General features: G+C 64.4%; 23 protein-coding genes. 11 read left to right on the top strand and 12 right to left on the bottom strand.

Translation table 11 applies throughout. The annotated features are described in order from the left end of the window. The first annotated feature begins 154 nt into the window (after positions 1–154). The 4 genes from grxD to NLM32_RS30755 are packed head-to-tail and all read left to right on the top strand — an operon-like array spanning position 155 to position 3,633. A complete protein-coding gene (grxD, locus tag NLM32_RS30770; protein ID WP_122402493.1) occupies positions 155–481 on the top strand; it encodes a Grx4 family monothiol glutaredoxin in 327 nt (108 codons plus the stop codon). 3 nt (positions 482–484) lie between these two features. Next, positions 485–1,036 (top strand): O-acetyl-ADP-ribose deacetylase, encoded by a 552-nt coding sequence (locus tag NLM32_RS30765; protein ID WP_254132498.1) that lies wholly within the window; start codon positions 485–487, stop codon positions 1,034–1,036. Positions 1,037–1,082: 46 nt separating this feature from the next. Next, the gene (locus NLM32_RS30760) at positions 1,083–2,369 is read left to right on the top strand and encodes a serine hydrolase (RefSeq protein WP_254132497.1); all 1,287 of its coding nucleotides are present in this window, start codon (positions 1,083–1,085) and stop codon (positions 2,367–2,369) included. Position 2,370: 1 nt separating this feature from the next. After that, positions 2,371–3,633, top strand: coding sequence for a serine hydrolase (locus tag NLM32_RS30755; RefSeq protein WP_254132496.1), 1,263 nt, complete (start codon positions 2,371–2,373; stop codon positions 3,631–3,633). A gap of 71 nt (positions 3,634–3,704) precedes the next feature. On the opposite strand, the gene NLM32_RS30750 is transcribed toward NLM32_RS30755, so the two are convergent. The 8 genes from NLM32_RS30750 to murI all read right to left on the bottom strand — a co-directional run bounded on the left by NLM32_RS30750 (position 3,705) and on the right by murI (position 9,200). Beyond that, positions 3,705–4,772: a low specificity L-threonine aldolase gene (locus NLM32_RS30750; protein WP_254132495.1), complete on the bottom strand. Its 1,068-nt coding sequence runs from the start codon at positions 4,770–4,772 to the stop codon at positions 3,705–3,707. A 36-nt stretch (positions 4,773–4,808) separates the two neighbouring features. Next, positions 4,809–5,093: a type II toxin-antitoxin system RelE/ParE family toxin gene (locus NLM32_RS30745; protein ID WP_254132494.1), complete on the bottom strand. Its 285-nt coding sequence runs from the start codon at positions 5,091–5,093 to the stop codon at positions 4,809–4,811. Further along, complete coding sequence (locus NLM32_RS30740; protein WP_254132493.1) at positions 5,090–5,317, bottom strand: hypothetical protein; 228 nt, start codon at positions 5,315–5,317, stop codon at positions 5,090–5,092. Before NLM32_RS30740 ends, NLM32_RS30745 begins: the two co-directional genes overlap by 4 nt. Before the next feature lie 106 nt (positions 5,318–5,423). Further along, positions 5,424–6,041, bottom strand: coding sequence for a 30S ribosomal protein S4 (gene rpsD, locus NLM32_RS30735; RefSeq protein WP_092228027.1), 618 nt, complete (start codon positions 6,039–6,041; stop codon positions 5,424–5,426). Positions 6,042–6,240: 199 nt separating this feature from the next. Continuing rightward, on the bottom strand, positions 6,241–7,008 hold the full coding sequence (locus NLM32_RS30730; RefSeq protein ID WP_254132492.1) for an acyltransferase: 768 nt from the start codon (positions 7,006–7,008) through the stop codon (positions 6,241–6,243). Between the two features lie 107 nt (positions 7,009–7,115). Then, positions 7,116–7,499 carry a cupin domain-containing protein gene (locus NLM32_RS30725; protein WP_254132491.1) on the bottom strand — a complete coding sequence of 128 codons (384 nt, stop codon included), beginning with the start codon at positions 7,497–7,499 and terminating at the stop codon, positions 7,116–7,118. Between the two features lie 69 nt (positions 7,500–7,568). Further along, complete coding sequence (locus NLM32_RS30720; protein ID WP_254132490.1) at positions 7,569–8,342, bottom strand: HpcH/HpaI aldolase/citrate lyase family protein; 774 nt, start codon at positions 8,340–8,342, stop codon at positions 7,569–7,571. Between the two features lie 60 nt (positions 8,343–8,402). After that, positions 8,403–9,200, bottom strand: a complete 798-nt coding sequence (gene murI / locus NLM32_RS30715) for a glutamate racemase (protein ID WP_254132489.1) — start codon at positions 9,198–9,200, stop codon at positions 8,403–8,405. Between the two features lie 170 nt (positions 9,201–9,370). Here murI and NLM32_RS30710 point away from each other — a divergent pair, with 170 nt between their 5' ends. From NLM32_RS30710 to NLM32_RS30700, 3 genes are all read left to right on the top strand, one after another. Then, positions 9,371–9,922 carry a cytochrome b gene (locus tag NLM32_RS30710; protein WP_254132488.1) on the top strand — a complete coding sequence of 184 codons (552 nt, stop codon included), beginning with the start codon at positions 9,371–9,373 and terminating at the stop codon, positions 9,920–9,922. Between the two features lie 277 nt (positions 9,923–10,199). Next, positions 10,200–10,562 carry a response regulator gene (locus tag NLM32_RS30705; RefSeq protein ID WP_309144865.1) on the top strand — a complete coding sequence of 121 codons (363 nt, stop codon included), beginning with the start codon at positions 10,200–10,202 and terminating at the stop codon, positions 10,560–10,562. 70 nt (positions 10,563–10,632) lie between these two features. After that, entirely contained in the window at positions 10,633–11,274 is a 642-nt protein-coding gene (locus tag NLM32_RS30700; RefSeq protein ID WP_254132487.1) for a glutathione S-transferase family protein, read from the top strand. Positions 11,275–11,291: 17 nt separating this feature from the next. On the opposite strand, the gene NLM32_RS30695 is transcribed toward NLM32_RS30700, so the two are convergent. Next, positions 11,292–12,197, bottom strand: a complete 906-nt coding sequence (locus NLM32_RS30695) for a LysR family transcriptional regulator (RefSeq protein WP_254132486.1) — start codon at positions 12,195–12,197, stop codon at positions 11,292–11,294. Positions 12,198–12,399: 202 nt separating this feature from the next. On the opposite strand from NLM32_RS30695, the gene NLM32_RS30690 reads away from it, so the two are divergent. Genes NLM32_RS30690 through NLM32_RS30680 form a run of 3 tightly spaced genes read left to right on the top strand, consistent with a single transcriptional unit; the run spans position 12,400 to position 14,720 of the window. Beyond that, entirely contained in the window at positions 12,400–13,146 is a 747-nt protein-coding gene (locus NLM32_RS30690) for an SDR family NAD(P)-dependent oxidoreductase (protein ID WP_254132485.1), read from the top strand. Positions 13,147–13,184: 38 nt separating this feature from the next. Further along, positions 13,185–13,931 (top strand): SDR family NAD(P)-dependent oxidoreductase, encoded by a 747-nt coding sequence (locus NLM32_RS30685; RefSeq protein ID WP_254132484.1) that lies wholly within the window; start codon positions 13,185–13,187, stop codon positions 13,929–13,931. 45 nt (positions 13,932–13,976) lie between these two features. Then, the gene (locus tag NLM32_RS30680; RefSeq protein WP_254132483.1) at positions 13,977–14,720 is read left to right on the top strand and encodes a 3-oxoacyl-ACP reductase family protein; all 744 of its coding nucleotides are present in this window, start codon (positions 13,977–13,979) and stop codon (positions 14,718–14,720) included. Between the two features lie 46 nt (positions 14,721–14,766). On the opposite strand, the gene NLM32_RS30675 is transcribed toward NLM32_RS30680, so the two are convergent. Beyond that, the gene (locus NLM32_RS30675; protein WP_254132482.1) at positions 14,767–15,573 is read right to left on the bottom strand and encodes a Crp/Fnr family transcriptional regulator; all 807 of its coding nucleotides are present in this window, start codon (positions 15,571–15,573) and stop codon (positions 14,767–14,769) included. Between the two features lie 271 nt (positions 15,574–15,844). Beyond that, entirely contained in the window at positions 15,845–16,939 is a 1,095-nt protein-coding gene (locus NLM32_RS30670; protein ID WP_254132481.1) for a preprotein translocase subunit SecD, read from the bottom strand. Positions 16,940–17,188: 249 nt separating this feature from the next. On the opposite strand from NLM32_RS30670, the gene NLM32_RS30665 reads away from it, so the two are divergent. Next, complete coding sequence (locus NLM32_RS30665; protein ID WP_254132480.1) at positions 17,189–19,093, top strand: acyl-CoA synthetase; 1,905 nt, start codon at positions 17,189–17,191, stop codon at positions 19,091–19,093. A gap of 63 nt (positions 19,094–19,156) precedes the next feature. Here NLM32_RS30665 and NLM32_RS30660 read toward each other — a convergent pair whose 3' ends face one another. Further along, the gene (locus NLM32_RS30660; RefSeq protein WP_254132479.1) at positions 19,157–20,497 is read right to left on the bottom strand and encodes an extracellular solute-binding protein; all 1,341 of its coding nucleotides are present in this window, start codon (positions 20,495–20,497) and stop codon (positions 19,157–19,159) included. Positions 20,498–20,499 lie beyond the last annotated feature (2 nt).

Genomic DNA, 20,499 nt, shown 5'->3' with positions numbered 1-20,499 from the left:
GGGGGTGCCCTGGCCGACCGTCCAGGGGCCGTTCGCCGCCATTTTACTTTGGATGCACAACGGTTTGGGCTACATATATAGGCAGGTATCGGGTTAGATCGGCTGAGCCGGCCCGGAATGACAGGTGAGGGCTCTGCCCCAGAAGGATACGGATATGAGCATCGCGGAATTCATCGACAACGAAGTGAAGTCGAACGACGTGGTTCTGTTCATGAAGGGTACGCCGCAATTTCCGCAGTGCGGTTTCTCCGGCCAGGTCGTGCAGATCCTCGACCACATCGGCGTCGGCTATAAGGGCCTCAACGTCCTCGAATCCGCGGAGCTCCGCAACGGCATCAAGGAATACTCGAACTGGCCGACCATCCCCCAGCTCTACGTGAAGGGCGAGTTCATCGGCGGTTGCGACATCGTCCGCGAGATGTTCCAGGCCGGCGAGCTGCAGCAGCTCTTCTCCGAGAAGGGCGTCGCGGTCGCGGCCTGATCCGTGACGGCGCTGACGCGCCAGATCGGCGCCGTCCAGCTCGACGTCCTCGTTGCTGACATCACGACCCTCGGCGTTGACGCTATCGTCAACGCCGCCAATACGTCGCTCCTTGGCGGGGGCGGCGTGGATGGCGCGATCCACAGGGCGGCCGGGCCTGAGCTCGTTGCCGAATGCCGGATGCTCCACGGTTGCAAGACCGGCGATGCCAAAATCACCAAAGGCTATCGGCTCAAGGCCGCGCACGTGATCCACACCGTTGGACCGGTCTGGAACGGCGGCACGATCGGCGAGGACGATCTGCTCGCCTCCTGCTACCGCCGCGCGATGGAGCTGTGCGGACAGCACGCGCTGACCTCGGTGGCGTTCCCCGCGATTTCGACCGGCGTCTATCGTTTTCCGGCCGACCGGGCGGCCGAGATCGCCGTCCGCACGACGGTCGAGATGTTGCCCGCCACGCCATCCGTTGATCGGGTCGTCTTCTGCTGCTTCTCTGAGTCGAGCGCCGAACTCCATGCCGAGGCGCTCGCGCGACATAGCGGCCCTTGTGCCTGATGGCGCCGTCAGTACACTCCGCCCGCCCATGTTCCGTGGAGGGGATATGATTTTTCGTTTTGGACGATTTGCGTTGGTTTGCGGCGCGCTTGTGTCATTTGGCACGATGTCGCTCGCGCGCGCGGAAGGCACTTACGAGATTCCGGCCGGCGCACATTTCAATCAGGACAAGCTCGCGAAGGTCAGCGAGTTCTTCAAGAACGAGGTCGCGACCGGCAAGATTGCGGGTGCAACCGTGCTGATCAAGCAGCACGGCAAGCCGGTCTACCACGAGGCCTTCGGCGTGCAGGACGTGGTCAGCAAGGCGCCGATCACCGACAAGACGATCTTCCGCCTGTTCTCGATGAGCAAGGCGATCACTGCCGTGGTCGCGATGAAAATGCTCGAGGACGGCAAGATCAAGCTCGACGATCCCGTCTCCAAATACATCCCGTCCTTCGCCAATGTGAAGGTCGGCGTCGAGAAGAAGGCCGACGACGGCACCAAGTCGCTCGAGCTCGTGCCGCCAAACCGGCCGATGACGGTGCATGATCTGATGACGCACACCTCGGGCGTCACCTACGGCTTTTATGGCGACACCCTGGTCCGCAAGGCCTATCGCGACGCCAATATCTATGCCGGCGATTTCGACCTCGCGGAGTTCGCCGAACGCATCGCAAAGCTGCCGCTGCACAACCAGCCGGGTGCGCTCTGGCAATACGGCCATTCCACCGACATCCTGGCGCGCGTCATGGAGGTCGCGGCGGGCAAGCCGCTGCTCGATATCGAGCGGGAGACGCTGCTTGGTCCGCTCGGCATGGTCGACACCGGCTTCCTCGTCACGGACCCCGAGAAACAAAAGCTTCTCGCGCAGCCGGTGCCGAACGACAGCGATTTCCGGGTCGGCCGCATCAACGATCCGACGGTCGTCAAGAAGATCCAGTTCGCCAGCGGCGGCATGGTGACGACCATGGCCGACTATGAGCGCTTCGCCCAGATGCTGCTCAACGGCGGCACGCTGGACGGCAAGACCATCCTCAAGCCCGAGACGTTCAAGCTGATGGTGACCGACCAGGTCGGCCCGAATTCCGGCGTCAGTCGTGACTATTTCTACTTTCCCGGCGACGGTTTCGGCTTCGGGCTCGGTCTTGCCGTGCGCACCGATCCCGGCAACGCAAAACCGCCGCCGCCCGGCGATCTCGGTGAATTGAAGTGGGACGGTGCCTCCGGTTGCTATTTCGTGATCGACCCCAAGCAGGACATGTTCTTTGTCCTGCTTGAACAGACCCCGACCGAGCGCCAGCGCATCCAGCGGACATTGAAGCAACTGATCTATGAAGCCATGGAGAACTGACATGCACGGGCGCCGCGGGCTGATTGCGGCGCTCGTCCTTTTGTTCGGCGTCGTCGGTGCGCGAGCGGGCTCCGAGAACCGCGCGCACAACTTCACGCCGGAGGGCCTGGCAAAAGTCTCCGACTACATCAGGAACGAGATCGCGACCGGCAAGTTTCCGGGCGCGATCCTGCTGCTCCAGCAGCACGGCAAGCCGGTCTATTACGAGAATTTCGGCGTCCGCGACGTCGCGACCGAACTTTCGATGAGCGCGGACACGATCTTCCGGCTCTATTCGATGTCGAAGCCGATCACCTCCGTCCTGGCGATGATGCTGGTCGAGGAGGGCAGGCTCGCGATCAACGATCCCGTCTCGAAATACATTCCGGCGTTCGCCGGCATGAAGGTCGGCGTCGAGAAGAAGGCCGAGGACAACAAGGTCTCGCTGGAGCTCGAGCCGCTCAATCGTCCGGTGACGATCGAGGATTTGATGCGCCACACCGCCGGGATCCCCTACGGCTATTACGGCGGGGGCCTGGTGAACAAGCTCTATGCGGACGCCGGTCTGTTCGACAGCAAAGACCTGACCAATGCCGAGCTCGTCGCGAAGATCACTGCGCTGCCGCTCGCCGAACAGCCCGGCACGATCTGGGATTACGGCCACTCCACCGATGTGCTCGGCCGCATCATCGAGGTGATCTCGGGGAAATCGCTGCTCGCGTTCGCGAAGGAGCGGCTGCTCGATCCACTCGGGATGAAGGACACCGCGTTCTATGTCGCCGATCCCGCCAAGTGGCCGCGCATCGCCGAGCCGATGCCGCAGGATCGCGCGATTAGCCCGATGACGCAGGTCCGCGATCCCCGGAAACCATTGCGATGGGAGTCGGGCGGCGGGGGTCTCGTCGGCACCATCGGCGACTATGCGCGCTTCTCGCAGATGCTGCTCAACCGCGGCACCTTCGAGGGACGACGCTATCTCAAGCCTGAAACGCTCGCCGTGATGGCGTCGGACCACATCGGTCCTGACACCCATGTCGAGCGTGACAAGAACTATTACCCGGGGGTGAGCTCGGGCTACGGCCTCGGCGTCGCCGTGCGCATCTCGGTGCCGTCAGGCACATCGTGGCCGCTCGGTGAATATCGCTGGGATGGCGTCGGCGGCACCTTCTTCTTCATCGATCCCGAAGACGATCTCTTCGGGATTTTCATGGTGCAGACCCCGTCGCAGCGCGGCCGCATTCAGCTCGCGCTGAAGACGCTGATCTATCAGGCGATGGGGCGGTGATCGTGTTCGGTTGTCCGCTTTCGTCGCCCGGATTTCGCTGCGCTCCATCCGGGCTACACGGGACTTAAGTCTTAAGCCCCGCGCACGATCTCTCTGACATAGCCGATCGTTTCCTCGATCTGGCTCGAATTGACGTCGAGATGCGTGCAGGCGCGGATGCGGCCGTCCATCATCGCGAGCGTCACACCGCGCTGGCGCAGTGCGGCGACCATCTTGTCGCCTGAGACGCCGGCGCCGTCGGGCTTGAAGAATACGAGGTTGGTCTCGGGCTCCTGCACCTCGACGCCCGAGATCTGCGACAGTCCGCGGGCCAGCGCGCGCGCATTGGCATGGTCGTCGGCGAGGCGGTCAACGTGATGGTCGAGCGCGTAGATGCAGGCGGCCGCGCAGACGCCGGCCTGCCGCATCGAGCCGCCGAGGCGCTGCTTCCACTGCCAGACTGCGTCGATGAAGGCACTGGTGCCCGCGAGCACGCCTCCGATCGGCGCGCCGAGGCCCTTGGAGAAATCGATCCAGGCCGAATCCCAGCCCGCGGTCATGTCGCGCGGCGAGATACCGCTCGCGACCGTGGCGTTGAGCAGGCGCGCGCCGTCCATGTGGGTGACGAGGCCATGTTGTCTGGCGATCGCGACGATCTCGTCGAGCGCGGCCTTCTTCCAGATCGTGCCGCCGCCGATATTAGCGGTCTGCTCGACGCTGACGACGGTCTGTGTCGGCTGGTAGCGCGTGCGCGGATGCAGCGCCTTCCGGAACGTCTCCGGCGTGAACTGGCCGTCGGCGCCCTTGAGCTGGGTCACCTGGAAGCCGCCGATCGCGGCATGCGCGCCGCCTTCGCGGGCGATGATATGCGCGGTCTCGTGCGCCAGGATCTCGTCGCCGGGACGGCAATGCACCAGCGTCGCGGTGACATTGCACATCGTGCCCGACGGCATGTAGACCGCGGCCTCCTTGCCCATCAGATCGGCGACGCGCTCGCACAGCGCATTCACGGTCGGATCGTCGCCGACCTGCTCGTCACCGACTTCGGCCCGCGCCATCGCTTCGCGCATCGCAGCCGTCGGCTTGGTCTGCGTGTCCGAGAGCAGATTGATGCGCACCGGCGGCGCCTTGGGATCGATCGGGGGAGGGGTGTAGAGCATCAACTTGCTCCCTGAGGGAATGGCATTTGGTCGCGGTCAGCCAGTTCTGGGTGGACGCCGCGCAGCGTGGCGAAATCGCATAATAACGATTTCTGTCGAGGTCACACGATAATCGATCAGATAAGGATAAGGGTTGACCGGCAAGCGACGGACGTATGCGCGTGTGGTCTGCCGTCCGGCATAGGGGTGATCCCCAAGCAGTGTGATGAGCGCGACAATGCGGTCGCGCACATGGCTGGCTCCCTGGGGCGAGCGCGCATCGATGTAAGTCAGAACTGCGTCGATCTGGGCGAGCGCCCGCTTCGTGTAGCGAACATTCACAGCCCGTGCTTGGCCCACATGGCGCGAACTTCGTCGGCCGTGGCAAGCTCGCCACGGGCAATTTCAGCTTCGGCGTCGGCGAGATCTGCCTCTTCTGCTGCTGTCAGCTGGATCGGCGGCTGATCGACCCCGGCGAGTTCAAGCAGGGTCCGCGCCAGTTCGTCCTGCTCTGAATCGGGCAGTCCGGAAACCTTGGTGAAGGCCTCTTCCAGAAGACGCGTCATGATCATCTCCACTCACCGCAATCATAGCACAGATCACTTCAGACGTGGGAGTGGCAGCCGCAAATGAAAAGGCCCCGGCGAACCGGGGCCTTTCGGTATTCAGATCTTAGCGCGAATAGAATTCGACGACCAGATGGGGCTCCATCTGCACCGGGAACGGCACGTCGGAGAGGCCGGGGATGCGCACGTACTTGGCGGTCATCTTGCCGTGGTCGACTTCGAGATAATCGGGGGTGTCGCGCTCGGGGAGCTGGCTGGCTTCGAGAACGTGGGCGAGCTGCTTGGAGGCTTCCTTGACCTCGATCACGTCGCCGACCTTGATCTGGTAGCTCGAGATGTTGACCTTGCGGCCGTTCACCTTGATGTGGCCGTGGTTGATGAACTGGCGCGCGGCGAAGATCGTCGAGACGAACTTGGCGCGGTACACGACCGCGTCGAGACGACGCTCGAGCAGGCCGATCAGGTTCTCGCCGGTGTCACCCTTGAGGCGGCTCGCCTCGACATAGATGCCGTGGAACTGACGTTCGGAAATGTTGGCGTAGTAGCCCTTCAGCTTCTGCTTGGCGCGCAGCTGCACGCCGAAGTCGGAAAGCTTGCCCTTGCGGCGCTGGCCGTGCTGGCCGGGGCCGTATTCCCTGCGGTTCACGGGGCTCTTCGGGCGGCCCCAGATGTTCTGGCCCATACGGCGATCGAGTTTGTACTTCGCCTCACTGCGCTTAGTCATCGCGTCCTCTTCGGTTGCATGGTTTGAGGAAACGCGCCCTCCTGGGTGACGGGCTAGCCCGGCACTGACAGATCCGATCCCCAAAGCTTGAAGGAACAGGACCACGGGTCGCGAAACGCTTCGCGGGCCGAAATCGGCCCGCGAGCAGGGGGCTTTTAGGAGAGTTTGGGCCGATTTGTCAATGCGAACGGCCCCGGAATCAGGTTCCGACGGCCCGGATCGGTTTGGCGCCAGCCGCCCGTAATTCGGCAGCGATTTCAGTGTTTAGCACCTGTTCCAGCCGGGTCAGGACCCGGGCGATGGGGGCGGCATCCGTGACCCGATGGTCCCAGCGGATCACGACATGGATGGTCTGGTCGGGCTCGACGACCCCGTAGCTGACGATGAAGGGGCCGGGCGTGACCGGATGGAGCTCGCCGCCGCCATAGGCGGCCACCGAGCTCACCTGGAAACTGCCGAACCAATTGCCCCGCTGCCGGCCGAAATTTAACCCCACCGCCCAGGACAGCCGCCGCAGCGGCAGCGGCAGGCGGGTCGCCCGCATGATCTTGCGGAACATCGGGACGTCGTCGATCGGCGCGGTCTTGGCGCGCCGGATTTCGGCGTCGATCGCGGCCAGAGTCATGGTCTCGGGAGCCGCGATTCGCTGCGGCATCACGCATTCCTCGCCGTCCTCGACCCGGGCGATGGCGATCAGCGCCACGCTCTTCGGCAGCTCGTAAAGCGATGGCCAGGGCCATTTGGCATAGACGGTGCGCAGGACCGGCTCGTCCCTGGCGACCAGGGCAAAGGCCTTGACGAACATCGCGGCCCAGCCGGCAGGCGCCATCGCGCCCCCACGGGCGTCCAGTAGCGGCCGGATATTGAGCGAGCGGGACAGCGAGACGAACGGCACGCCCATCGAGGCGCGCATGAGGTCGATAATCAGGCGGCGCGGCAGCGAAATGTTCTTAGGTTGACCGCGCATCGTTCTCCGGTTCCCGCGGATTGAAAATGAGCGACGACGAGGGGGCGCCCGCTCGCCGTCTGCTCTAGCACGAACCAACCGCCTGGGGGCGTATCGGTTCGGCCCTGTCAGGGGGCCGGCGAGGCCAGCGGCTTGGTCTTGTCGACGATGTAAACTCCCAGCACTTTCATGGCCTTATCCCCATGAGCCTTGGCGTCGTGCACGACGCCTGCCGGGATCTGGTAGGAATCACCGGCTTTCAGGGTCTTCTCCGGCTGCCCATCGACCAGCAGATTGAGCTCGCCTTCGAGCACGTAGCCGGTCTCAACGCCGGGATGGGTATGGCGTCCTGCCGCCCCGCCCGCCGGGACTTCCGCGATGGCGGTAACGGTGTTGTAGCCATCCGGGAATTCGACTTTCTGGAGCGGGGTGCGCTTGATGCCGGTCTGTTGGGCGAAGGCAGCGACGGCGAGGCTGGTGAAGGTCAGAGCGAGCAAAGTCTTTTTGAGCATGGTTTTTCCTCTCTGGAACGGCCGACCCTAGCAGTGCCGCTGTTCCCGGCAAGGTGGCAACCGGCCTGTTCAGCGCTTGATACCGTCGAAGGCCGCCATGATGCCGCGCTGGAACAGCGACCAGTCGAAGCCGAGCGCGATCGCGCGGTAGCCGCGATCAATCAGGGCGTTGGCCTGGTCTGCGGTACGGGCCACGCCGCCGATCGGGACGCCGCTTCTGAGGATGCCGGCCTCCGCGCGGGCGACCAGTTCGAGCAGCTCGGGATCGTCCATCCGTCCGCGCTTGTTGATGGAGGTGGCGAGATCGCCGGGGCCGATGACGGCGACGTCGATGCCTGGCGTTGCCATGATCTCGTCGATGCGGTTGACGGCATCGACATGCTCGATGGTGATCATGCAGATCATCTCGTCGTCGGCTGACGCCATGTAGTCCGGCATCGACTGGCCCCAGCGGAACGGCGCGTGGAACGGACCCCACAGACGATCGCCGCGCGGCGGATAGCGTACGCTGCGCACCGCCTTCTCCGCCTCGCTGCGGTTCGTGATCATCGGGAAATTGATGCCGAAGGCGCCGATGTCCATCGGCGCTTTCGCAAGCCACGGCTCGTTCGCCGCGATCCGCACCAGCGGCGTGCACGGCGTGCCCGTCGTCGCGGCGATCATTGCATGCGCTTCCGTCAATCCGATCGGGCCGTGCTCGAGATCGACGATGATCCAGTCGAGCGAGCGCGCCATGATCTGCACCATCTGCACACTCGGGATCGTTGCGATCGCGCCGAAGGCGGGGCGGCCTTCGCTCCACAATTGGCGGAGGCTATTGAGCGGCGTTGCGGGGACCGGCATGTGATGACCTGCGGAGGGATGACGACGGCGGAGCCTAGCAGCGCGCCGCCGCGGCGCAAGTCAGGCGACCGCGCGCCCGCCGAAGAACGGCGTCAGCGTGGCGCTGAGGCCATGCACGCGGTTCGACGTGAAAATCATCTCGGCGCCGGACTGCACGATGCCGCAGGTCGATGCGCCAAGCAGATCCGAGACGCGGCGGGCGATCGCAGGTGCCGGGTCGATCCACTCGACCGGCCATGGCGCGAGCTTCTTCATCCGGTCGAGCAGCAGCGGATAATGCGTGCAGGCAAGCACCACGGTGTCGGTGCGCGCGCCCGCGTCCGCGGCATCGCCGACGAAGCAGGGGGTGAGTTCGGTGAGGATATCGCCGTCGCTGATCGGGTGACCGCTGAGCTCGCGCTCCGCGAGCGAGGCCAATTCGGGCGAGCCGACCAGCGTGACCTCGCAGCCCAGTGCGTAATCACGGATCAGCGCCTTGGTGTATTCGCGCTTCACCGTGCCCTTGGTGCCGAGCACCGAGACGCGGCGGGTCTTCGAGCGGGCGCAGGCCGGCTTGATCGCCGGCACCGTGCCGACGAAGGGCACGGAATAAGCGGCCCGCAGATGCGATAGGACCAGGGTGGAGGCGGTGTTGCAGGCGATGACGACGAGGTCAGGATCATGGGTGCCGATCAGCTCCCCCATCAGCGGCACCACGCGGGCAATGATCTCGTCCTCGCTGTGATGGCCATAGGGGAAGAAGGCATCGTCGGCGACGTAGACGTAATGGGCGTCCGGGCGCGCGGCCACGACCTCACGCAGCACGGTGAGGCCGCCAAGACCGGAGTCGAATACCAGGATCGTCGGGGAATTGGTCACGTGATTACCCTAGCCCGCCATGGTTACCATTCGGTTTTTAGGGCGGTTTTGCGGCGGGGGCGGCCGACGCCCAGTTTGGAACGATTCAATTTCACCTTTGCCGCATGTTCCCGCTATTTGCAGCCGTGCTGCGCTGCGGTTGGGACATCCGCAAATTTTCGGGAGCCGACATGATCAGAAACACGAGGACCGGCTGGGGGAGCGTCGCCCGGTGGTTTCACTGGGGCCTGGCGCTGGCGATCATCGGCATGATCGCCTTCGGCTGGTGGATGAACCATTTTCCCGCACGGCCCGATCGGTTTTTCTACCGTTCGATCCACGCCGACATCGGCTACGTGATCCTGCTGCTCACGGTGCTGCGCCTGGTCTGGCGCGCCATCAATCCGACCCCGGCGCTGCCGGCCGAGACCACGCGTTGGCAGAAGATCGCTGCCTATGTCAGCCACAGCGCGCTCTATCTCGTCGTGATCCTGGTCGCGATGTTGGGCTGGGCGCATTCCGGCGCGCGCGCGACCAACTATTCGGACTTCTTCGGCCTGTTTCACGTGCCGCAATTCACCTCTCCGGACAAGGCGGCGGCAGATGCCTTCGAGGATCGGCACATCTTCTTTGCCTATGTGCTGCTGGCCTTGATCGCGGTCCATGTGATCGCGGCCCTCTGGCACCACTTCATCCGCCGCGACCGCGTCGTGGCGCGCATGGTGACCGACGAGGCGGCGTAAGGCAGCCAACGCTTGCCACGTTTCACCCGTCGCATCGTCGTTGGCGATGCGCTGGGTCACGCCGCCGTGACCCAGCGCGGCGGAACCTTCGCGTGATCTCGAGCTTATAAAGTTCACTCACATGCTGCCATCATCGCGGGCACGAGCGCGATGCGGGACAAGGTGGCATCTCATCGAACGCACGATCCGAGTCTGGTGGCGAGCGCGGCCAGGTGGCAGATTGCGGAACGAACCTCTCACGGCGTCGCAGGCTTAGACAGTGGACGGGCAGATTGAAGTGACAGCGAAGCCCGTCGTGCTCGTCGTCGAGGACGATCCTCTCCAGATGATGATTGCGGGCGACCTCGTCGAGGATGCCGGCTTGACGCCGATCTTCGCAGACAATGCGGACGAGGCGATCGTCATGCTGGAAAGCCGCGACGATATCCGGATCGTGCTGACCGACGTCGACATGCCCGGCTCAATGGACGGGCTGCGTCTGGCCGCAGTCGTGCGCAATCGCTGGCCACCGATTCAACTGGTCGTCGTCTCCGGGCACATGCTGGTCGAGCACGCCGAGCTGCCGGAACGAAGCCGCTTCTTCAACAAGCCCTATGCGCCGGACAAGATGATCGGAGCGCTGCGCAGCCTGGTCGCCTGAACGATCTTCAAGGCGACACCTGGCTACGCTATGCTTGGGCCGGGCGGAACTCTGCCCGCAGGAGACGCCCATGCTCACCGTCCATCATCTCGGCAAATCGCAATCCGAACGCATCGTCTGGCTCTGCGAGGAGCTCGGGATTCCCTACGAGCTGAAGCGCTATGCGCGCGATTCCGTCACGATGCTGGCGCCGCCCGACTACAAGGCGCTGCATCCGATCGGGTCGGCGCCCGTCATCGTCGACGGCGATCTCGTGCTCGCCGAATCCGGCGCCATCGTCGACTACATCATGGCCAGATACGGCAAGGGCCGCCTCGTGCTCGGCCCGGACGCGCCCGATTTCGCGCAATTCCTCTACTGGTTTCACTTCGCCAACGGCACGCTGCAAGCCGGCATGGGCCGGCTGATGCTGCTGAACCGGCTCAAGCTCGCCGAGGACAATCCGATGCTGGTCGCGACCAAGGCGCGCATCGACCGTGCCTTCGATCTCGTCGATGCGCGCGTGCGCGATGCCGAGTATCTCGCGGGCAGCACCTTCACCACGGCCGACATCATGATGGGCTTCTCGCTCACGACGATGCGTTATTTCCAGCCCTACGATCTCGCGCGATGCCCGAACGTGGTCAAATATCTCGGCCGCATCGGCGCGCGTCCGGCTTACCGGCGTGCGATGGAGAAGGGCGATCCGGGCATGGCGCTGCTCTTGAGCTGAGCAGCGCGCGGGCACGATCACCGCGGCACGTGCTTGGTCGCGCGCTCGATCAGGTCGCCCAACCGCGAGATGAATTTCGCCAGGATCGGCGAGGCATTGGCCTTGTGGTAGCCGACGACGAGGTCGATCGTCGGCGCCTTGCCCTTGAGCGGGCGACTGACGACGGACCAGGGTAGAAAGTTCTTCACATAGCTTGGCAGCAGCGCGAAGCCGCGGGTGGAGGCGACCATCGACACCGCCATGACGATGTTGTCGGCCTCATGGGCGGTCGCGATGCCGAGCCCGCTGTCGCGCAAATGGTCGTTGATGATTTTGAAAAGCTCGGGCGCGGTGTCGGAAACGTTGATGAAAGGCGTCCCCTCGAGCCTTGCAAGCTCGACACGGTCCAGCTTGGCGAGACGGTGGTCGCTCGGCAACACAGCGGCCAGCGTCTCCTTGATCACGGTCTGGTAGACGAGATCGGTCGATTTGGCCTCACGCCGCATGAAGGCGAGGTCGAGGCTGCCGCGCGTCAGGCCCTCTGCTAGCACGGGCGAAAAATCACTCGTCACCGTCACGTCGATGTTCGGCAGCTCGTCGCGCAGCACGCGCATCGCCTCGGGCAGCCAGTCGATTTCTTGCCCGGTGAGGAAGCCGAGTGCCAAGCGTGATTTTTCGGGGCGGCCGGCGCGCCGCGCTGCCTCGATTGCCGCGTCCGCTTGCGTCAGCGCCAGGCGCGCGTGATCGAGAAAGGTCTTTCCCGCGACCGTCAGCTCGACGCCGTGCACGCTGCGCGCAAACAAGGGCACGCCGACCTCGTATTCGAGGTCACGGATCTGGCGGCTGAGCGAGGGCTGCGCGGTGCGCAGCCGCTTCTCGGCGGCAACCGTGAAGCTGCCTTCCTCGGCGACAGCGACGAAGTACCGGAGGTGACGCAGCTCCATGAGCAAATGCCTCTCAACAGGTTCGCGGCCCAATTGCCTCCAGGCAAAGGCGCCGCTGGCGACCATCCCATACCTGTCAGGCATGAAAGGCAACTAACAAAGTCTTGGCGACGAAAAGAGCCTTTCCCTATCTCACGGAAGCGATGCTGTTGGACCCAATCGATCTGGCAGCGTCGGAAAAGGCAGAGAGAAAGGGATTTTCATGGCTTTCCCGGTTGTATTGATCACGGGCGCGCTCGCTGGTATCGGCCGGGCGACTGCCGTTTCCTTCGCGCGATCCGGTCATCGGGTGGCGGTGTCCGGCAGACGGGACGATGCCGGGCAGGCATTGGCCGCAGAGCTGCGCGACCCTGGCGCGGAGGCCGAATTCGTCAAGGCCGACGTCCGCAATGAAGCCGAGATCAGCGATCTCGTTGACAAGACCGTCAAGCGGTTCGGCCGCCTCGATATTGCGGTCAACAACGCCGGCGTCGAAGGCACTCCCGCCCCGGTGTGGGAGCAGACCGAGCAAAGCTACGCCGACATCTTCAACACCAACGTGCTTGGAACGTTGCTCAGCATCAAGCACGAGCTGCGCGTGATGAAGGCGCAGGGCGCGGGCAGCATCATCAACATCTCCTCGACCATGGGCGAACGGGGCGCGGCCAACCTGGCACTCTACACCGCCAGCAAGCATGCCGTCGAAGGCCTGACCAAGTCAGCGGCCCTGGAAGCTGCGGCCTTCGGCGTGCGCGTCAATGCGGTCGCTCCCGGTCCGACGGATACCGCCATGCTCGATCGCCTGACCGGATCGCCGGAGAAGAAGGCGGCGTTCTACGCGGCCGTGCCCCTCAAGCGCGGCGCAAGGCCAGACGAGATCGCGAACGCGGTGCTGTTCGTCGGATCGGAGCAGGCTTCGTTCATCACCGGCCAGATCATTCGCGTCAACGGCGGCAAGACCGCCAGCTAAGTCGTTTCCAGACCATTCCAGAGAAAGTGAGCAAGACCATGACCGACCTCAAAGGAAAGACTGCTCTCGTCACCGGCGCTTCGCGCGGCATCGGCCATGCCTCGGCGCTGGCGCTGGCGAAGCGCGGCGCGCAGGTGCTGGTGCATTATGGCCAAGGCTCCAAGGAGGCGGAAGCCGTGGTCGCCGAGATTCGCAAGAACGGCGGTCGCGCCGACGCCATCGGGGCCGATCTCGGCGCGCCTGATGGGGCGCATCAACTGGCGAGCCGCGTGCGCGGCATCGTCGGTGACCGGCTCGACATCCTGGTTGCCAACGCCGGTGTCGCCAAGGCGGCCGTGATCGAGGAGACCACGGTCGAGGATTTCGACCGGCTGTTCGCCGTCAACGTCCGCGCGCCTTTCTTCCTGGTGCAGCAATTGCTGCCCACCCTGCATGAGGGCAGCAGCGTCGTGCTGGTCTCCTCGCTGGCTGCGCATGCCGTGGTCGGCACGCTGCCGGCCTATGCCGCGACCAAGGGCGCGATCGACACGCTTGTGAAGCATTTTGCGGCAGCGCTCGGCGCGCGAGGCGTGCGCGTCAACGCGGTGGCGCCCGGAGTGGTGGGGACCGAGATGTCGTCCTTCACCAAGACCGATGCGGGGCGCGACTATACGCTCGGCATGCAGACCTTGAAGCGGATCGCCGAGCCCGACGACATCGCAGATGCCGTCGCCTTCCTCGCCTCTCCCGATGCGCGCTGGATCACCGGCGACACAGTTCACGTCGACGGAGGCTCGAAACTCTGAGCTGGCCGCCGCCGTCTCTTTCCCGACCTCAAAAGGAAGTCCAACATGTCAAAGAAACTCGAAGGCAAAACTGCACTCGTCACCGGCGGCTCGCGCGGAATCGGCGCTGCCATCGCCAAGCGGCTCGCAGGTGATGGCGCCAAGGTCGCCATCACCTACAGCCGAGGCGCGGATGCTGCGGCCGCAATCGTCAAGGCGATCGAAGGCGCAGGCGGGAAGGCCATCGCCATTCAGGCTGATGCCACCGATCCCAAGGCCGTGCAGGCCGCGATCGACAAGACCGTCAGTACGCTCGGTAAGCTCGACGTGCTCGTGAATAATGCGGGCACCGCGATCCCCAAGAAGTTCGAGGAGACCGCGCTGGAGGAACTCGACCAGGTGATCAACCTCAACATCCGCGGCGTGTTCATCGCCACGCAGGCAGCGCTGAAGCAGATGAACGACAACGGCCGAATCATCTCGATCGGCTCATGCGTCGGCGAGCGCATGATGACACCGGGACTGGTGCCTTACTCAGCGACGAAGGCTGCGATCCGGATGTTTACGCAAGGGCTGTCGCGCGAGGTCGGGGAGCGCGGCATCACCGTCAACAACGTGCAGCCGGGGCCGATCGACACTGATCTGAACCCTGCCTCCGGCGACTGGGCGACCCCGCAGAAGGCGGCGACCGCGCTCAACCGTTACGGCAAGGTGGAGGAGGTGGCGGCGCTGGTCGCCTTCGTCGCCAGCCCGGAGGCGTCGTACATTACGGGTGCGAATCTTACGGTCGACGGCGGCACCAACGCCTGATCGCGGGAAAAATCGGAAAACCGGGCGGCCGAATTGGTCGCCCGGTTTACGCGATCCTGTTCGTGGTCGGCGCCCGCGCCGCGGCCAGCTGCTTCTGCAGGCGATCGATGTTTTGCAGGAGGCGCTGGCTGGTCAGCACCAGGAAGTAATAGCCGAACTGCGGGTCCTGGAAGTAGATCTCGAGCAGGCGGTCATAGGTGATCGTCAGCACCTGGCCGTCTTCGATGCATTCGATCGTTCCGGTGCGCCGGTTATCGGGCGTGAGGAAGCCGAGTTCGCCCATCAGCGCGCCGGGCCCGATCTCGACGTTGATCTCCTTGACCAGGAACTTGCCCGTGACCGTGAGAAGCATGTCCTTGGCCGGATCGCCCAGCTTGAACAGCGTGTCGCCGTGGCGATATTTGCGCTCGGTCATGAACGGCTTGAGCCACTCGATCGACATGTCGCCCTCGGCCGCATGCCGCGCCTTCTTGACCAGCTTGAGCATCTGTCGCAGGCGAAGAGCGTTGATCGGAAGCAACAGCAGATACAGCAGGAACGTCGAGACATTGGCCGAAAGCGCGCCGAAGATGGCGAAGAAGGCGCAGCCGATCATGTTGGCGACGCGCAAGGGCACCATGGTCCGCATCAGCAGGGTGGCGACGAAGAAGCCGGCGCCGACCGCGGCGAACATGTTGGCCAGCGTGATGTTGTGGACGAAGATCTCCAGCAGCCGGTTGAAGATCGCGTCGTAGGTGACGTTGTTGGGATCGAGGCCCATCTGGACCAGGATCTTCGCGATCCTGAGATTATCCGTCGCCGCGTCCAGAATGCGGTCGAGGATCGAGGAAATGTCTGCGCTGCCGGACGGCATGGTACTATCCCTGCGTAAGGCCTTCAGTCCTGCTCGGTATTCGTATAGCCGAAATCGAATGACGACCGCTTGAATGAAGCCTTCGGCCGTCATGCTGCAAGAGGCAAATTTTAGCCTGATCGGGCATTTCGGCAATTGCCCGTTGGTTGCGCGTATGGCCTTGATGCAGCCGTGATTCGGGGCTGCCGGGGTGTGGGCCCGGGCGTCGCGAACGGACTTCGGACGGAGTTTGAGCGAACTTAGCTGTCCGGCGCGGCGGGGGCTCCGGGCCTCAGGGCTTGGTGGCCGGCTGGATGACCTGCTGATCGACGAGGGTCAGGTGCCCGGGCAGCGCGCCGGCGCGGACCAGCATGGCGACGCTGTTGGCTTCCTCGAGGGTGAAATTGCCCGAGATCTGGACCGAGCCGCCGGTGATGGGCTCGCGGATCACGGGGGCCGAGATCACCTTGTCGTCGAGCACGATGGCGAAGGGTCTGCCGACGCTCTCTTCCGTGACGTGGGCGAGGCGCCGGGTGCCGCGTCCGTTGAAGCGGAACGAAGCGACCGGGTCCTTGGTGCCGGCCGCAAAGCCGGGCGCCGCATAGCTGATGTCGTCGCCGTCCAGCGCACTGTCCTTGGCGACCAGATAGGGTCGCTTGTCCTTGAAACCGAGCAGGACTTCGGTGCCTTCGGGCGGTGTGCCGGATTGTGCCTGCTCCGGTGACATCGAGGCATCGACCAGGCGGAAGCTGACCTTGACCTTCCGCGCGAAGATCGCGGTGACGCGCTCGGGGTCGGTCACACCGGGCAGGACGATGCGGATGCGGTCGGTCCCGTCAGGGACGACGCTGACGAGCTTGACGCCGGAATCCTTGAGGCGCTGCTCGATCATGGCAATGGAATCTTCGACGAGGTCATTCAGCCGTGCAGCGGATGCGGCATCGGTCGGCGCGAGCCTGACCGCGCCGTCGCCGCCGTCGGTCACGGCAATCGCATGCGAGGGCAGTCCGTCCGCGGCCGAGGCGAGTTTGCGCGCCAGCTGATCGCGGCCCTTGGCGTCCGCGATCTTCACGTCGACGCCGCCGTCACGGATCGCAAGATTGGAGAAGGCGACATGGCCGTCGTGCAAGGTCTTGTAGACGTCGTCGCGCAGATCCGTGACGACGCTTTCGCGCAGGCCGGAGCTGTCCACCTGGTAGACGATGCGTGAGCCGCCGAGCGTCTGCATCTTGTCGCCGATGAAGGCCGTGACCTTGGCCCGCATCTTGTCGAGCGGGCCATCGGCGAGCGCGGCGCGCGGCAGGGCGATCGCCGTTGCCGTGATCGCCGACGTCATGGCGAGTGCAACGATCAGCCGTGTGGCGCGGTCCCGCGGGGGCGTGGTCATGATCACCTCGAGTCTTGCGGCAGGACGCTGGCCGGCGAATCCGACGCATGTTCTTGGTCCCCGGATCGGACGCGGAGGTTCAAAAGGACGCGCACCCGAGTGCTACGACCGTAGCCGTTAGGCCATGGACGAACGCCAAATCATCCATCATTCTGTCCGCGCTCGATCGGTCATCGGTCGAGGTCTCGCCGAACCAAAATGTCAAAAGACAGGCGGCGAGGGAATGCATCCGAGGGAGGACGGAATTCCATGGCGGGCATCCACGCGCTCGATCGGTTCATCGGCAATGACTATCCGGAGCTCTTGACGGACGAGGAGGTCCGGGCCTTCGAGCAGGTCCCTTATGCGGACCGTGTCGCGGCAGAGAGCACCTATGATGCCATCAGGCTCGGAGCTGCGCGCAATCCCGACGCGGCGGCAATCCAGTTTCTGCAAAATGCCGATCCGGCGGACACGCCGCTCATCGTCACCTACCGCGACTTCATCGCGCGCGTGACGCAGGCCGCCAACATGTTTCACGCGCTCGGCGCGGAAAAGGGCGATGTCATCTCCTTCATGCTGCCGTTGCTGCCCGATGCCTTTGTGACGCTGTTCGGTGCGGAGGCCGCCGGCATCGCCAATCCCGTCAACCCGCTGCTCGAGCCGCACCAGATCGCGGAAATTCTGGAGGCGGCGAACACGAAAATCCTGGTGGCGCTCGGGCCGATGCCGGGCACCGACATCTGGCAGAAGGTCGAGCAGATCCGCCCGCAGCTCAAGCACCTCAAGGCGATCGTGCAGGTGGCCGGCGGCGATCCCGCCAACGGAATTTTCGCGTTCAACGATTTGATCAAGCAGCAGCCGTCCGATCGGCTTGTCGGCGGGCGCAAGATTTCGGGCAGCGACATCGCTGCGTACTTCCACACGGGCGGCACCACCGGCACACCAAAACTGGTGCGGCATACCCACGCCAACCAAGTCTATCAGGCCTGGGCACTCAACCTGCTGCTGAAGTCGAAACCGGGCGCGAACATGCTGTTCGGCATGCCGCTGTTTCACGTCGGCGGATCATTGACGCAGGTGCTGCTGACGCTCTCCGCCGGCGGCTCGCTGGTCGTGCTGTCGCCGAGCGGCTGGCGCAATCCGAACGCGGTGAAGAACATCTGGGGCCTGGTTGAGCGCTTCAAGCCCGAGGCGCTGTCGAGCGTGCCGACGGTGCTCGCCGCGACGCTCGCGGTGCCCCCCGGAAATGCCGACATCTCCAGCCTGAAATATGCAGCCGGTGGCGGCTCGGCGATCCCGGTCGCGGTGGGATCTGCGATCCAGGAAAAACTCAAGCTGCCGGTGGTCGAAGTTTACGGCATGACCGAGACATCGAGCGTGCATACGCTCGCCTATCCGAGCCGACCGATCCGGCTCGGTTCGGTCGGTCTTCCCATGCCATACGCGCGCGTCCGCATCGTGCAGCTCGATGCCGATGGCAACCTGATCCGCGATTGCAAGCCGGACGAGATCGGCGTCGTTATCATGGCCGGGCCCGGCGTGTTCGGTGGCTATCTCAACGACGCCCACAACAAGGGGGCCTTCGTCGACGAGGTCTGGGTCAATTCCGGCGATCTCGGCCGGCTCGATGCCGACGGCTATCTCTGGATCACCGGCCGCGCCAAGGACCTCGTGATTCGCGGCGGTCACAACATCGATCCGGCACCGATCGAGGAGATCATGTTCCGCCATCCCGCCGTCGGTTTCGCTGCGGTGGTCGGCCAACCCGACGCTTACGCAGGCGAGCTGCCGGTTGGATATGTGCAGTTGAAGCCCGGCGCGTCCGTCGAGCCCGGCGAGCTCGAGACGTGGGTGCGCGAGCGCACGCCGGAGCGCGCCGCCGTTCCGGTGCAGATCATTCCGATCGATCCGATGCCGGTGACCGGCGTCGGCAAGGTATTCAAGCCGCAACTGCGCTGGGACGCGGCGCAGCGCGTGTTCACGAAAGTGCTGACGCCGCTGACCGCGCGCGGCATCGACTGCAAGGTCAAGGTCGGCGCCCATGGCAGCCACGGCTCGATCGCAACCGTGACGGTTGTGGGCGCGCCGGGGGACAAGCAGGAGGCGGTCGCCGGCGAGGTGCACGCGCTGCTCGACCCGTTCGTGATGCGGCATGAGGTGGTTTTCGGCTAATTGGGCGCGATGGGGCCGCACGCGGCATGGCCCCATGTCTTCCGATCGCATGGCGCATCGCCGCTACCCGCGGATCGCCGCATTGGCCCTTTCGGCTGCGCCCGTCATCGCATCCTTCGCCGATTTCGCACCGTTGACCACTTCATTCACGCCGATCATGAAGGCGTCCAGGATCGGTCTCGATTGCGGATGGAAAAGGATCGCCTTGGCGCGGTCGACATCGGCATTCTGCAAATTGGTCAGCGCCGCCTCTGCTGCCTCCGAGCCGAACGCCGTCTTGAAGCCCTCGCTCGACCAGGCCGACACGCGTGTCGTCGCCAGCCCCGCAGCGGCAGTCCGCAACGAGGTCGCCTTGCTCGTCGCCCAGAGCAGGAACAGGAAAGCCGCCCGCTTGTTTCGCGATTTGGAATTGATGCACGCCTGCCAGTGCGACATGAAGGGGACGGGTCCGCGACCGGCGAGATGCGGAAAGGTTGCAAACCCGGCCTGCTTGGCGACATGGCTTTTCGCAGGATTGGAGATGTCGGTCGCGAAGTTGCTGCTGTCGATCGCCATCGCCGTCCGCCCCTGAAGGAAGTCGTCCAGCACGTTGTACCATTCATAGCTGCCGACGCCGGCAGGCCCGGCCTGGCTGAGCAGCTGTCCGTACATCTCGACGGCCGCGATCGCCTCCGGGCTCGCGAAAGCGACCTTGTTGTGCTCGACCATGGCCCCGCCGTAGGAGAACACGAAACCCATGGCCGGTGGGGAGGAATTGCCGCCGGCCTGGGCCCGCATGGTGATCCCCGACATCCCGTTGGTCTTGACCGCCCTGGCCACGACAAGCAGCTCGTCGAAAGTCCGGGGAAGCGGCTGGTCCTTGGCTGCCAGCGCATCCTTGTTGACGAAAAGCGTCATCGCCTCGGAGGTAATCGGAACGGCATACCGTTCGCCGTCCGACCACAGCGGGAAAGCTCTAGCCGTCTTGAGCAGGTCGCCCTCGTCATACCACGCAGGATCGGTCAGCGACCTGTTGGAAAAATAGCCGTTGAGCGGCTCCAGCCATCCGTTCGAGATGCCCTGGCCATAGGTCGTGAACATGAAGACGTCGGGCGTGCTGCTGCCGCGGGCGAGCTTGATCGGCGTGGCGCCGAGGTAGGTGGTTTCCAGTTGGAAATCGATGGTGACGTTGATGCCGGTGAGTATGGTGAACTCCGGCAACAGCGGCGCGATCGCATTCGACCACGGATGGATCGCGCCCGAAAGCGCGATCGTCTGTCCCGCAAATTGCTTCCAGTCGATCGCGGCGGCATAGCCCGGGGGAGCATCTTCCGCCAGGCCTCGCCCCGGCAACAGCCCGACTGCGGGCAAGACGGCTCCCGCCGCTCCCAATCCCTTGACGAAGCTCCGACGGCTGGTTGACACCC

Source organism: Bradyrhizobium sp. CCGUVB14 (assembly GCF_024199935.1).
Classification (GTDB): domain Bacteria; phylum Pseudomonadota; class Alphaproteobacteria; order Rhizobiales; family Xanthobacteraceae; genus Bradyrhizobium.
Note: the sequence above shows the minus strand (reverse complement) of the source record. Positions and strands in the feature narration are given on the sequence as shown.